We start from the raw sequence: 13,365 nt of genomic DNA, 5'->3' as shown, positions 1-13,365 counted from the left end.
CGATGCTTCGCATCGCCCCGAACGACGGTGAAACTAGTAAATCGAAGGCTCTCCGACCGGCGCGCCGAAACCGGTCTCGAGGAAGTCGAAGTCGCAGCCGTCATTGGCCTGCTTGATGTGTTTTGTGAACATCCAGCCATAGCCCCGCTCGAAACGGGGCTCGGGCTGTTTCCAGGCGGCGCGGCGCTTTTCCAGCTCGGCTTCGGGGACATCGAGATTGATGCTGCGCGCGGCAACGTCGAGCGTGATGCGGTCGCCGTTCCGGACCAGCGCCAGCGGGCCGCCGATATAGGACTCAGGCGAAACGTGCAGGATGCAGGCGCCATAGCTGGTGCCGCTCATGCGTGCATCCGAGATGCGCACCATGTCGCGCACGCCTTGCTTCACGAGTTTTGTCGGGATCGGCAGCATGCCCCATTCCGGCATGCCCGGTCCGCCCTGCGGCCCGGCATTGCGCAAGATCAGGATGTGATCCTCGGTGACGTCGAGATTGGGATCGTCGACCGCCTTCTTCATCGCGGGGTAATCGTCAAACACCAGCGCAGGTCCGGTGTGCTTGAGGAAGCGCGGCGCGCAGGCCGAGGGCTTGATGACGCAGCCGTCGGGCGCGAGATTGCCCTTGAGCAGGGCGAGCGCGCCTTCCTTGTAGATGGGATTGTCGACCGAGCGGATCACATCGGCATTGTGGACCTCGGCGCCCTCGATGTTCTCGCCCAGCGTCTTGCCGGTGACCGTGACGCAGCCGAGATGCAGATGCGGCTTGATCTGGCCCATCAGCGCCGGCAGGCCGCCGGCATAGAAAAAATCTTCCATCAGGTACGTATCGCCGCTCGGCCGCACGTTGGCGATCACCGGTACCTTGCGGCTCGCGATCTCGAAATCGTCAAGGCTGATGTCCTGGCCGGCGCGGCGGGCCTGCGCGATCAGATGGATGATGGCATTGGTCGAGCAGCCCATCGCCATCGCGACCGCAATCGCGTTCTCGAACGCCTGGCGAGTCTGGATCGTCTTCGGCGTCAGATCCTCCCACACCATCTCGACGATGCGGCGGCCGCATTCGGAGGCCATGCGGATGTGGTTGGCATCGGCGGCCGGAATCGAGGACGCGCCGGGCAGCGTCATGCCGATCGCTTCCGCGATCGCCGTCATGGTCGAGGCCGTGCCCATGGTCATGCAGGTGCCGTAGCTGCGGGCAATGCCGGCCTCGATATCGAGCCAGTCCTTGTCGGAGATTTTTCCGGCGCGGCGCTCGTCCCAATATTTCCAGCCGTCTGAGCCCGAGCCGAGCGTCTTGCCCTTCCAATTGCCGCGCAGCATGGGACCGGCCGGCAGATAGATCGCCGGGATGTTCATCGAGGTTGCCCCTAGCAGCAGCGCCGGCGTGGTCTTGTCGCAGCCGCCCATCAGCACCACGCCGTCGACGGGATGGCTGCGCAGCAATTCCTCGGCGTCCATCGCCAGCAGATTGCGGTAGAGCATGGTGGTGGGCTTGAGCAGCGATTCCGACAGCGACAGTGCCGGCAGCTCCAGCGGCAGGCCGCCGGCCATCAGGATGCCGCGCTTGACGTCGTCGACGCGCGACTTGAAGTGCATGTGGCAGGGCTGCGCATCCGACCAGGTATTGAGGATCGCGATGATCGGCCGGTCCTTCCACTCTTCCGGCGCGTAGCCCATCTGCATGGTGCGGGAGCGGTGGCCGAACGAGCGGAGATCGTCGGGCGCGAACCAGCGCGCGCTGCGGAGCTGGTCGGGCGTTTTCTTCTTGTTGTTGGTCATGATTGGGTGCCCCATTTCTGGACGGTGTTCCGCTCGATGGCGCGGAAGATCAGGTTCTCGACAAAGAGCCCGATGATGATCACGGTCAAGAGGCCTGCGAAGACAGCAGGAATGTCGAGCAGATTGCGGTTCTCGAAGATGAACCAGCCGAGCCCGCCCTGGCCCGAGGACACGCCGAACACCAGCTCGGCCGCGATCAGCGTGCGCCAGGCAAACGCCCAGCCGATCTTGAGGCCGGTGAGGATCGAGCCGAAGGCCGCGGGTATGAGGATCTTGGCGACGTAAGGCAGACCGCGCAGGCCGTAATTACGGCCGACCATGCGCAGCGTGTTGGACACGCTCTTGAAGCCGGAATGGGTGTTGAGCGCGACCGGCCACAGCACCGAATGGATCAGCACGAAGACGAGACTGCCGTTGCCGAGGCCGAACCAGATCAGCGCCAACGGCAGTAGCGCGATTGCCGGCAGCGGGTTGAACATCGCCGTCACGGTCTCGAGGAAGTCGGTGCCGATGCGGGTCGAGATGGCGAGCACGGTGAAGATCGCCGCCAGCACGATGCCGGCCGAGTAGCCCATGAACAGCACCTTCAGCGAGGTCCAGCCCCGCATCGGAATGGTGCCGTCCTTGACCCGCTCGAACAGCGTGACGAAAGTGTCGTGCAACGTCGGAAACAGCAGGGGATTGTCGAGGGTGACGCCGTAGGCCTCCCAGACCGCCGCGAGGAACAGGATAATAACGGTCTTGCGGACGAAACCGTCGTTCCACAGCAGCTCAGGCACGCTGAGCTTGCGCTCGACTTCGCCGGCGCCGGAAGATGCGGCAGCCGAAGCGTCGCGCAGCAGGATTCTCGCTTCACCCATCAGAGACTCCCTCAATGCGCCACGGCTTCGGAGGCGAACAGGAGATCGTGGATCTCCTTCTCGAGCCGGCCGGCGCTGCCGTCTCCATTGGAGACCTTGTCGACATCGACCACCTCGGCCTTGACGCGGCCCGGATGCGGCGACAGCAAGAGGATGCGGTTGCCGATGCGGATCGCCTCCGCGATCGAGTGGGTCACGAACAGCACGGTGAATTTGGTTTCGCTCCAGAGCTGGAGCAGTTCGTCCTGGCAGGTCCGGCGCGTCAGCGCGTCGAGCGCGGCGAACGGCTCGTCCATCAGCAGGATGTCCGGCTCCATCGCCATGCCGCGCGCGATCGCGACGCGCTGTTTCATGCCGCCGGAGAGCGTGTGCGGATAGGCATCGACAACGCGGGTGAGGCCGACCTTTTCGATATAGGCCCGCGCTTTCGCTTCGGCGTCCTTGCGCGACAGCTTTCTCGCCGTGAGCAGCGGGAACATCACGTTGGCGAGCACGGTCTTCCAGGGCAGGAGCTGGTCGAATTCCTGGAAGATCATCATGCGGTCGGCGCCGGGACCAACGATCTCGCGGCCGTTGATGGTCATGCGACCTTCGCCCGGAATCATGTAGCCGCCGACGGCCTTGAGCAGGGTCGACTTGCCGCAGCCGGAGGGACCGAGCAACACGAAGCGATCGGACCGATCGACGGTGAAGCTCACTTTTTCCGTGGCGGTGACGACGGCACTGGAGGTCTTGTAGCGCAGCGTCACGCCGCTGACGTCGAGCAGTGCCATCAATTGCCCTTCAGATCGTGGGCGACGGGAAGATAGTAATCCGTCCAGGCCTTGGGCTGATTCTTCAGCGTTCCGGTCTTGTAGAGATGGGCGGCGAATTTCATCGTGCCCTGCGGCTCGAGATTCCACTCCATCATGCCGGGCTCCTTCAGAAGATCGAGCAGCTCTTCCACCGATGTCTTGTCGCCGGTGATCTCCTTGTAGATCTCGACCGCCTGCTTGGTATCGCTGCGGATCAGATCCTGCGCTTCCTTGGTGGCGTCGCGCACGGCCTGGATGATTTTTGGATTGGCGTCGGCAAACTTCGTCGTGGTGAAGAATTGGGCCTGGCTGAGCGGGCCGCCCATCACGTCGGGCGACGACAGCACCACATGCGCACCCGGCACGTTCTTCAGCTCCAGGAAGGTGAAGGGCGGGATCGAGAAGTGGTTGTGCACCTCATGCTTGGGGTTGGACAGCGCCGCATAGGCGTCGGGGTGACCGAGCTGCACGGTGCTGGCATCCAACTTCGACCGTTGGTCGGCACCAAAAGCCTCGGCGGCCGCGATCTGAAGCACGATCGCCTGGGTCGAAACCTTCACGGTCGGCACCGCGATCTTGTCGCCCGGGCCGAAATCCTTGATCGACTTGATGTTGGCGTCGCGGCTGATCAGCGTCATCGGCTGCGCCGAGGTGGCGACGATGCCCTTCACGCCGCCGCGGGTGCGATCCCACAGCAGCAGCAGATTGCCGGTGCCGGTGTTGAGAATGTCGACGCCGCCGGCGAGCAGCGCGTCGGTCTGCGCCCCGCCGCCGGAGAAGGTGATCCATTTGGTAGTGACACCGGGTACGCCGACGGAAGCCGCGTGCTTCTCGATCAGCTTCAGCTTCTCCATGATGTGGCTCGGCATGTAGAAGATGCCGGGCTGGCGCGACAGCGCGACTTCGGATTTCTGCTGAGCCTTGGCCGGCGAGCCCACCAAGGCCGTCCCGGCGATCAGGGCGATGGCTGCAAACCCACTCTGCAATTGCTTCATCATTGTTGTTCGTTTCCTCCGGCCGCCATTGACGTGCGATGCCATTGCCATTGATGCACTAATGCATTAGTGCATCAATGGCAAGCCCGCCGGAGCCGTCGCCATGGAATCAACCCATCCCGCGTCCCATGCCGCCGCCCGCTCCCGCGCGCGGCTCGACCGGGCCCGGCAGGCCGCGCCGCAGGTATTCGAGCGGCTGCGCAACGCGATTGTCGCGCTCGAGCTGCCGCCGGGCGCGCCGTTGTCGCGCACCGATCTCGCCGCGCAGTTCGGCGTCAGCTCGACGCCGATCCGCGACGCCCTGATGCGACTGGAGGAAGAAGGGCTCGTCGACGTGTTTCCGCAGCACGCGACCGTGGTCAGCCGGGTCGATGTCGGTCGCGCCGAGCAGGCGCATTTCCTGCGCCAGGCGCTGGAGCTCGAAATCGTCCGTCTGCTCGCGGAAAGGGATGACGCGGCTCTGGTCATCCGCCTCGACCACGCGATCGCGCTGCAGCAACAATTCGCCAAGGCCGGCGACTTCGAGAGCTTCATCGCCGGCGACAATGATTTTCACGCGCAGCTCTATGGGGCCGCCGGCAAGCAGGAGCTCTGGACGCTGGTGCGCAGCCGCAGCGGACATATCGATCGACTGCGACGGCTGCATTTGCCCTCGCCTGGCAAGGCCCAGAACATCGTCCGGCACCACAGACTGATCGCGCGCGCGATCGAGACTGGAGACGCCGAGGCCGCGCAACAGCATCTGCGCAAGCATCTGTCGGGGACGCTGAGCGAGCTGGACAAGATTCGAAGCCGCTATCCCGAGTATCTGACCGACTAGGAGTCCCCGAGTTGGCCTCTTATGCACGAGAGCATGCATATAGTCGGCGGGATCGGGTTAGTCTCGAGCGGAATGGTGTCGCTCGCGAAGTGCTTGCAGGCTGGGCAGAATCCGCGCAACAATTTCGTGTTTGATGATTTGATTTGGGCCGCTGGGAATGTTCCATTCGGTCCGGAGGATTTCAGACGTGGCCAACATCCTGATCGTGGATGACGACGCGGCCGTGCAGATCACGATCCGGCTGCTCCTGGAGAGGGCCGGTCATCACGTCACCGTCGCCTGCGATGGCCACAAGGGACTGGCGTTGTTCGAGGCTAGCCCGTTCGACCTGTTGTTTCTCGACATTTTCATGCCCGGCATGGACGGGCTGGAAACGATGCGCCATATCCGGGCGCTGGCCCCAGCCATCCCGATCATCGTCATTTCCGGCCGTTCGGCCACGCCGGACGCTTATGCGGAGCCGGATTTCCTGAAGATGGCAACCAAGCTCGGCGCGGAGGCAAGCCTGCAAAAGCCGTTCCGACCAGGCGCACTGCTCGCGGCGGTCGATGGTTGCCTAGGCACGGCACAGGCGGCATCGCTGGGGAATCCGGATGTCGGCATCGGCCAGCGATGACAAGGAGCTTCATTCCGTTGCAGGCCGGAACAGGCACGGCCATTCGGGAAGCGGTGCGAATATCCCCATGACGCTCGCAACGCGGCTTGCCATCGCGATGATCCTGCTGGTGGCGGTGACCGTGGCCGCTGTCGGATGGCTCGGCTATCGCAACACCACCCAGGCCGTCATTCCGCGGGTGCTGGAACGCGTCGAAGCCCAGTCACGGCTGCTGGCAACCAATCTCGAATCCTACGTTGCCGGCGCGCGCGGCGATCTGCTCGGCTACCGCTCTGCCGCAGCCATCAACGGCCTGATCCGCGCTCACATTGGTGGAGGCATCGACCCATCCGACGGCGTTTCGGAACAAACCTGGCGCGAGCGCATCGCAGCGCGGCTCGCCGCCGAGATCGACGCCAAGCCCAGCTATGGACAGTTTCGCATCATCGGTCTGGACGACGACCAGCGCGAGCTGGTCCGCGTCGATCGCTCCGGCCCGAATGGAAAGGCGCGGATCGTCCCCAGTGACGAATTGGAGCGCAAGGGCGAACGAGCCTACTTCCACGAGACGATTCGACTGGCGGCGGGTGAAATCTATGTTTCACCGATCAATCTCGCCACGCGCCAGGGGGGAACCACCGCCTCCCACATTCCGACGTTGCGCGTCGCGACACCCCTGTTCACGCCGGACGGCAGGCCGTTCGGCATCATCATTGCCAATATCGACATGCGTCCGGCCCTCGAGCGCGTCCGAGCGACGGCTGCCTCAGGAGGAGAGATCTACGTCGTGAATTCGCGCGGCGACTATCTCGTCCATCCCGATCGCACCCGGGAGTTCGGCGCATTGCATGATCGTCCCAACGACTGGCGCAAGGATTTTCCATATTTTGCAGCCTTGGCCGGGACGCTGGAAGGATCCACGCGGCTCATGACCGACGGATCGGGCCGCCCGAGCGGGGCGGCCATCGCGCCGGCGCTGCTCGTGGGCAAGGAATGGGTTGCGATCATCGAGACGATTCCCCCGCCGGTGTTCGGCCTCGTGCCGGCAGCCATTCAAAGAACGTCCTTGCTCGTCGGCGGGCTTGCCGTGCTCGCTGCGGCTTTACTCGCGGTGCTCCTGGCGCGCTCGCTGACGCGCCCGATCGGGCGCCTGACCGCGGCCGTGGAAGCCATCGGCGGCGGGCGTCCCGCGGACATACCGGTCGACGCCAGCGGCGAGACCGGCGTGCTGGCACGGGCCTTTGCCCAGATGGTCGAGGAGACCCGGGCGAAAACGGCCGCGCTCCAACGCGAGATCGAGGAGCATCGCCGCACCGAGGCAGCTCGAAGCCATCATGCAGCGCGCGAGCGCTTGTTCAGCGCCGCAGTGGAATCATCCGACGATGCGATCGTGATGCAGACGCTCGATGCGATCATCACGGGCTGGAATCCGGCTGCCGAACGCCTCTACGGCTATTCGGCGGACGAGGCGATCGGGAAATCCACCGCGATCATCGTACCTGCCGATCGCCGCGAGCAGGGCAAGCTCTATTTGCAGCGGATCGCCCGGGGCGAGCCGATAGAACGGTTCGAGACGGTGCGCTTGCGCAAGGACGGCACTCCGGTCGAGATCTCGCTCAGCCTCTCGCCGATCCGGGGACCGTCGGGCGAGATCGTCGGCGCCTCCGGATCTGCACGCAGCCTCACCGAGGCGCGGCGGGCCGAACGGGCGCTGCAGCAGCAGCTCGAGGAGCGGCGGCAGATCTTCGAGACGTCGCAGGACCTGATCATGGTGATGGACGCGCACGGCCACATCGCGCAGATCAGCCCGAGCAGCGAGGCCATTCTCGGCTACCCGCCGGAGGAGATGATCGGCCGCAACGGCGCCGACTTCGTTCATCCCGACCATCTGGAGCAGTCTCGCCAGAACATGCGCGTGATGCGGCGTGGCGAGCGGCCGAAGCTCGCTGACACGCGCTGCTTCCACAAGAACGGACACGAGGTCTGGCTGTCCTGGCTCGGCAACTGGTCCGAGCAGGCGCAGCGCTTCTTCTTCGTCGGACGCGACATGACGGAGGCGCGGCTCGCGCAGGAATCGCTGCGCGAGAGCGAACGTCTCGCCCGCAACATCGTCGAGACCTCGCTCGACGCTTTCGTGCAGACCGACGAGACCGGCAGCATCCTGAACTGGAATTCGCAAGCCGAACGGCTGTTCGGCTGGCGCCGCGACGAGGTGCTCGGCAAGAACACGATCGATCTGATCGTCGCCGAAAGCGAACGCGACAGGGTCTGGACCGGCCTGAAGCACTTCCTGGAACACGAGGGCGACAGGACGTTGAATCGACGCCGCGAGCTGATGTGCCGCCGCCACGACGGCAAGGAGTTCAGGGCCGAGCTCAGCGTCACCGCGCTGAAGCGCCGCGAGGGCCTGCTGTTCAACGTTTTCTACCGCGACCTCACCGACAAGATCGCCGCCGAGGAGCGCATCCGTCATGCCGAGAAGATGGAGGCCGTAGGCCAGCTTACCGGCGGCGTGGCGCACGACTTCAACAACATCCTCACCGTCATCACCGGAACCATCGAGATCCTGGCGGAGGCGGTCGAGAAGGAGCCGCAGCTCGCGGCCATCACCAAGATGATCGACGAGGCGGCCGCGCGCGGCGCCGATCTGACCCAGCACCTGCTCGCCTTCGCGCGCAAGCAGCCGCTCCAGCCGCGCGAGGTCGATATCAATTCGCTGATCGTCGACACCGCGAAACTGCTGCGCCCGACGCTGGGCGAGCAGATCCAGATCGAATCGGCATTCGAGGACGAGAGCTGCGTCGCGATCGTCGATCCCAACCAACTCACCACCGCGATCCTCAATCTCGCGCTCAATGCCCGCGACGCCATGCCAGGCGGCGGCAAGCTGATTCTGGAGACGGGCGCCGCCTATCTCGACGAGGTCTATGCCAGCGCCAACGACGTACCGCCGGGGCACTATGCGCTGATTGCCGTGAGCGACACCGGCACCGGAATCCCTGCGAACATGCTGCCCAGGGTGTTCGATCCCTTCTTCACCTCGAAGGGCCCGGGCAAGGGCACCGGACTCGGACTCTCAATGGTTTACGGCTTCATCAAGCAGTCCGCTGGGCACATCAAGATCTACAGCGAGGAAGGCCACGGCACCACGATCAAGATGTACCTGCCGCCGGGCAAGACACCGACGGCGGTCGGCGAGGGTGTGACGGCGGCGCCAATCGAGGGCGGGCACGAGACCATCCTTGTGGTCGAGGACGACCGGCTGGTCCGTGACTACGTATTGGCTCAGCTGCATTCGCTGGGATACGTCACTTTGCAGGCCGCGAACGCGGCCGAGGCGCTCGCGATCGTTGCCGCAGGCAAGCCGTTCGACCTCCTGTTCACCGACGTCATCATGCCCGGCAAGATGAACGGGCGTCAGCTCGCCGACGAGCTCCAGAAGACCCGCCCCGATCTCAGGGTGGTCTACACCTCCGGCTATACCGAGAATGCGATCATCCATCACGGCCGGCTGGATGCGGGCGTGCTGCTGCTGGCCAAGCCTTATCGCAAGTCCGATCTGGCGCGGATCATCCGAAAGGCATTGAGCGAGTGAGGTATGTTCGCGCAACGTGGAACACTGCGCCGCAGAGTCGGAACCCAGAACTTCTTGCGATTAGTTGAAAAGATGGACCCCGGCTCGGCAGCGCATCAGTGCGTGACGCGCTGGGTCCGGGGCACGAAAGAGAGATCTCGTCCTACGACGCGCGCTGGGCTGCGGTCATCACGATGCGGATCAGGTCGGCGGCATTGCGCGCGCCGAGCTTCTTCATGATGTTGGCGCGGTGGTCCTCGATGGTACGCGGGCTGATGCCGAGCGTACGGCCGGCTTCCTTGTTGGATGCACCGGAGGCGAACTGCTCGAGCACCTCGCGCTCCCTGCGCGTCAACGGCTCGCGTCCGGGGAAATGCAGCGAACCGAATTTCGGCGACGCGTTCTCCGCCTGCCGTCGTGCATAGGCGCCGATCGCCTCGTCGAGTCGGCCGACAATCTCGCTGCCGCGGAATGGCTTCTCGATAAAGTCGAGCGCACCGCTCTTGATCGCGCCCACCGCCATCGCGATGTCGCCCTGCCCGGAGATCATGAAGATCGGCGCCGGATAGTCCTCGCCGTGCAATTCCTTGAGAATGTCGAGGCCCGACTTTCCGGGAATATGCACGTCGAGCAGGATCGCAGCCGGTGTGCGGTTTCGCGCGACGGATAGCAGCGCTGCGCCGTCCGCAAAACAGATCACCTCATAGCCCGCCGCCTTCAACACCATCGACAAGGTGTCGCGAACGGCAGGGTCGTCGTCGACCACGAAGATTTCACCGCGAGAGCTTTGTTCGGCCATGTGCCACATCCGGTTGGCATGAAGGACTCGCGTCCGCGCCAACCGTTATGGCGTTCGGCGCGGATTCGGCCCACCCGTATTTGTACGGGACACGGACTTAACGCACAAGTAGCGGCATGGCGCCTAATTGCAGAGGACGGAGAAGATCCATGCTAAATTTGGCCGATACGCCGCCGTTGGTCGCAACGCCCGAAGTCGAGAGCCGTGAGCTGATTGCGGCTGACCTTCGCTTGCTGATCGCGCAGATCGAGACCAGCATGCGCCGGATCGCCGCAGCCATGGATCAAGAACACGGCGATGATCCGGAAAGTTCCGCGGACGTCTTCATCCTCGACGACGTCACGCCCCCATACGCCACCGCGAGCGTCGCCCTCGGCGCCTGCAGGGCGGGGCTTCGCCACGCCCTGCAATGCCTATCGGAATCCAGCGACGTGTAGGATCGCGATCAGCGCGGCGGCGCAGCCGCCACATCCGATCGCATGGCAGCTCCGCAGCTAAAGCGCGACGAGATCAGGATCAATCGTCATCGCGCTTTAGGCTGTTGTTTGAGCATGATCTTTTCGGAAAACCGCTTCGCACTTTGCGCTAACGCGGCCCTTCGGATCCGGATCATGCTTCAGGCGCGGTGCCGTTCCACGATCGCCTCGGTGGCGACACCACCCCAAGTATGGATGGCGGGCAAGCCCATCGCGGTCTTGCTAAGATTAGCGAGGCTGATGCGCAGGGCCGCGAGATCCAGCGGCTTCGGCAGACTCTGGAGCTCGATCCCGACGGAACGGGCGAAGCTGCGGGCAGCACTGCGGCGCTTGCCGTCCATACCGCTGATCACGATCACGGCGCCGGCGAATTTCGCCTCTTTCATCTCGCGCAGCACGTCGATGCCGTCGCCATCCTCCAGCACGAGGTCGAGCGTAACGCAGTCGAAGCGCGCGGCGCGAAGCTTCTTGATCGCTTCCGCCACCGACGGCGCCACGGTGACTTCGTGGCCGGCCTGCTTGGCGGCGACTGTGATCAGGCTGCGCTGCGTGGCGTCGTCATCGACCACCAGGAGCTGAAGCGCACGCCGCTCGGCGACGTCGGGCAGGTTTGACGGGATCGGGGAGAGAGAGCTTCTGGGCATTGCCGTATCCTGAGATTGAGACCAGCAATGGCTACACGGCTCGCGCTTAGATGACGTAAAGCTGCTCCGGCAAATTGGTTCGGATGTTTCAGCAAATCTAAAGCAACATGGCGGAAAGCGCGGCGGCAGCCACGCCCCGATCAGGCCGCGGCGTCATGGCCTCCGGCCGCGCCGCGCTTCTTCCGGTTCTTGCCGCGCAGGAACTGGATGTCCATCTCGGCGCCGTTGACGCGCACCAGCTCGCAGCGGCGGTAGGCGAGGCCGGTTGACGACAGCAGCAGGAAGAACTCTTTCAGGTTCAGCCCCTGGATCGAGCCTTCCACCGTGAGGATGGCGTCGGTATCGGAGATCGCGTTGAGCTTGCAGTCGCGCCGCCAGGTGCCGTCGATCGCCATGATGCAGACGTCATAGCCACGGCTGAACGTCACGCGCTCCGCACCTTTTCCATCCTCGGCCATGCTTACCGTCCTGCCATCACCGCGAGGCGCGGGGCCACGCCGGCCAGAGCCGGCTTGGCTGCCGCCGTGCGCGGATCGTTCGGCTTGTAGAGGCCGCGCCGTTCCGCAATCGGCCTGAACGTGTCGGTCAGTCCGACCACGGTCTCGGCTGCACCCAGCACCAGGAAGCCATCGGGCTCGATCTGGCGCGCCAGACGGTTGAAGACGTTGATCTTGGTGTCCTGGTCGAAATAGATCAGCACGTTGCGGCAGAAGATCACGTCGAAGGTGCCGAGCTGGGCAAAATCATGCAGCAAATTGAGCTGCCGATGCTGGATCATCGCCCGCAATTCGGGATTGATCTGCCAGGTCTCGCCGGTCTGCTTGAAATATTTGACCAGCATCTGAATCGGCAGGCCACGCTGCACCTCGAACTGGCTGTAGACCCCGGCCTTGGCCTTTTCCAGCACCTCCTGCGACAGATCGGTCGCGATGATCTCGATGCGCCAGCCGGTGAGGGCCGCGCCCATCTCCTTGAGGCACATCGCCAGCGAATAGGGCTCCTGCCCGGTCGAGCCGGCGGCGCACCAGATGCGCACGCTGCGGCGGCCGGCGCGCGCCTTGATGACCTCGGGCATGATCGTGTCGCGGAAATGATCGAACGGCACCTTGTCGCGAAAGAAGAAGGTCTCGTTGGTGGTCATGGCTTCGACCACGTCGGTGATCAGCGGGCGCGAGCCGGCTTGCAGCTTCTGCACAAGCTCGGCGATGCCGGAGAACCCGGCCTTGCGGGCGAGCGGCAGGAGACGGCTTTCGATCAGGTATTGCTTGTCCGCGGACAGGTCGAGACCGGAATTATCCTTTAGGAACTTGCGCAGATACTCATACTCGGTCGGCGTCACTGATGGCCTCTTCGAAACTGTACAGGGGACACTCTGGCCAAGACACGCGGGCCAGACACACTCAGACCATGGCTTGTCCGACCGGGATCAAACCAACTTCAGCGAATTTATCGGCGATAATGTCCTTGTCGAAGGGCTTCATGATGTACTCGTTGGCGCCGCCGCTGAGCGCCTGGGCGATATGAGCCACGTTGTTCTCGGTGGTGCAGAACACCACCTTGGGCTGGTCGCCGCCGGGCAGGCGACGCATGTGGCCCATGAACTCGAAGCCGTCCATCACGGGCATGTTCCAGTCGAGCAGCACCGCATCGGGCAGCTTGCGCTGGCAGATTTCGAGCGCCTTCGACCCGTCCTCGGCCTCGGTGACCTCGAACTCGAGGCCTTCCAGGATCCGGCGCGCGATCTTGCGCACGACACTGGAATCATCGACCACCAAACACGTCTTCATTTCGGTTCTCCGGCTTCGATGTTTCGGTTGGCTCACGCAGCCATTTGCACTTTGGTTTCGAGCTCGAGGACGCGATCGACGTCGAGGACGACCATGAGCTGGCCGTCGAGGCGGTGGACGCCGCCGGCGAGCTTGGCCATGCGGGGGTCGAGGTTGACGGGGTTGTCTTCCTTGCCGTCCTCGGGCAGGCGCAGCACCTCGCCGATCTGGTCGATGAGCAGGCCGTAGGATTCGCCGCGCAGGTC

14 protein-coding genes are annotated in these 13,365 nt (G+C 64.1%); 4 read left to right on the top strand and 10 right to left on the bottom strand.

Annotated elements, in window-relative coordinates; all coding sequences use genetic code 11:
- Nucleotides 1–33: 33 nt before the first annotated feature.
- The 4 genes from araD to IVA87_RS11430 are packed head-to-tail and all read right to left on the bottom strand — an operon-like array spanning nt 34 to nt 4,428.
- Nucleotides 34–1,776 carry an L-arabinonate dehydratase gene (araD, locus tag IVA87_RS11445; protein ID WP_247333595.1) on the bottom strand — a complete coding sequence of 581 codons (1,743 nt, stop codon included), beginning with the start codon at nt 1,774–1,776 and terminating at the stop codon, nt 34–36.
- Entirely contained in the window at nt 1,773–2,636 is an 864-nt protein-coding gene (locus IVA87_RS11440) for an ABC transporter permease (protein WP_247333594.1), read from the bottom strand. The genes araD and IVA87_RS11440 overlap by 4 nt, the downstream gene beginning before the upstream one ends.
- An 11-nt stretch (nt 2,637–2,647) precedes the next feature.
- Nucleotides 2,648–3,409 (bottom strand): ABC transporter ATP-binding protein, encoded by a 762-nt coding sequence (locus IVA87_RS11435; protein WP_247303978.1) that lies wholly within the window; start codon nt 3,407–3,409, stop codon nt 2,648–2,650.
- On the bottom strand, nt 3,409–4,428 hold the full coding sequence (locus tag IVA87_RS11430) for an ABC transporter substrate-binding protein (protein WP_247303976.1): 1,020 nt from the start codon (nt 4,426–4,428) through the stop codon (nt 3,409–3,411). Before IVA87_RS11430 ends, IVA87_RS11435 begins: the two co-directional genes overlap by 1 nt.
- A gap of 100 nt (nt 4,429–4,528) precedes the next feature.
- Here IVA87_RS11430 and IVA87_RS11425 point away from each other — a divergent pair, with 100 nt between their 5' ends.
- From IVA87_RS11425 to IVA87_RS11415, 3 genes are all read left to right on the top strand, one after another.
- Complete coding sequence (locus tag IVA87_RS11425) at nt 4,529–5,245, top strand: GntR family transcriptional regulator (RefSeq protein ID WP_247303974.1); 717 nt, start codon at nt 4,529–4,531, stop codon at nt 5,243–5,245.
- Nucleotides 5,246–5,432: 187 nt separating this feature from the next.
- Complete coding sequence (locus IVA87_RS11420) at nt 5,433–5,861, top strand: response regulator (protein WP_247303972.1); 429 nt, start codon at nt 5,433–5,435, stop codon at nt 5,859–5,861.
- The gene (locus IVA87_RS11415; RefSeq protein ID WP_247303969.1) at nt 5,839–9,435 is read left to right on the top strand and encodes a PAS domain S-box protein; all 3,597 of its coding nucleotides are present in this window, start codon (nt 5,839–5,841) and stop codon (nt 9,433–9,435) included. Before IVA87_RS11420 ends, IVA87_RS11415 begins: the two co-directional genes overlap by 23 nt.
- Nucleotides 9,436–9,577: 142 nt before the next feature.
- Here the strand turns inward: IVA87_RS11415 and IVA87_RS11410 are convergent, their stop codons facing one another.
- The gene (locus IVA87_RS11410) at nt 9,578–10,213 is read right to left on the bottom strand and encodes a response regulator (protein WP_091897867.1); all 636 of its coding nucleotides are present in this window, start codon (nt 10,211–10,213) and stop codon (nt 9,578–9,580) included.
- Between the two features lie 149 nt (nt 10,214–10,362).
- Here IVA87_RS11410 and IVA87_RS11405 point away from each other — a divergent pair, with 149 nt between their 5' ends.
- Complete coding sequence (locus IVA87_RS11405; RefSeq protein ID WP_247303967.1) at nt 10,363–10,650, top strand: hypothetical protein; 288 nt, start codon at nt 10,363–10,365, stop codon at nt 10,648–10,650.
- A 179-nt stretch (nt 10,651–10,829) separates the two neighbouring features.
- Here IVA87_RS11405 and IVA87_RS11400 read toward each other — a convergent pair whose 3' ends face one another.
- The 5 genes from IVA87_RS11400 to IVA87_RS11380 form a co-directional block, all read right to left on the bottom strand.
- Nucleotides 10,830–11,333 carry a response regulator gene (locus IVA87_RS11400; protein WP_247279754.1) on the bottom strand — a complete coding sequence of 168 codons (504 nt, stop codon included), beginning with the start codon at nt 11,331–11,333 and terminating at the stop codon, nt 10,830–10,832.
- A 140-nt stretch (nt 11,334–11,473) separates the two neighbouring features.
- Entirely contained in the window at nt 11,474–11,791 is a 318-nt protein-coding gene (locus tag IVA87_RS11395) for a hypothetical protein (RefSeq protein ID WP_011083221.1), read from the bottom strand.
- A 2-nt stretch (nt 11,792–11,793) separates the two neighbouring features.
- Nucleotides 11,794–12,672, bottom strand: a complete 879-nt coding sequence (locus IVA87_RS11390) for a protein-glutamate O-methyltransferase CheR (RefSeq protein WP_247303965.1) — start codon at nt 12,670–12,672, stop codon at nt 11,794–11,796.
- Between the two features lie 61 nt (nt 12,673–12,733).
- Nucleotides 12,734–13,120, bottom strand: a complete 387-nt coding sequence (locus tag IVA87_RS11385) for a response regulator (protein ID WP_027577509.1) — start codon at nt 13,118–13,120, stop codon at nt 12,734–12,736.
- A 32-nt stretch (nt 13,121–13,152) separates the two neighbouring features.
- The coding region (locus IVA87_RS11380; protein ID WP_247303962.1) for a chemotaxis protein CheW at nt 13,153–13,365 on the bottom strand (213 nt) is incomplete at its 5' end.

The organism is Bradyrhizobium sp. 147 (assembly GCF_023073935.1).
GTDB lineage: Bacteria > Pseudomonadota > Alphaproteobacteria > Rhizobiales > Xanthobacteraceae > Bradyrhizobium.
This window is presented reverse-complemented; position numbering and strand designations above follow the sequence as displayed.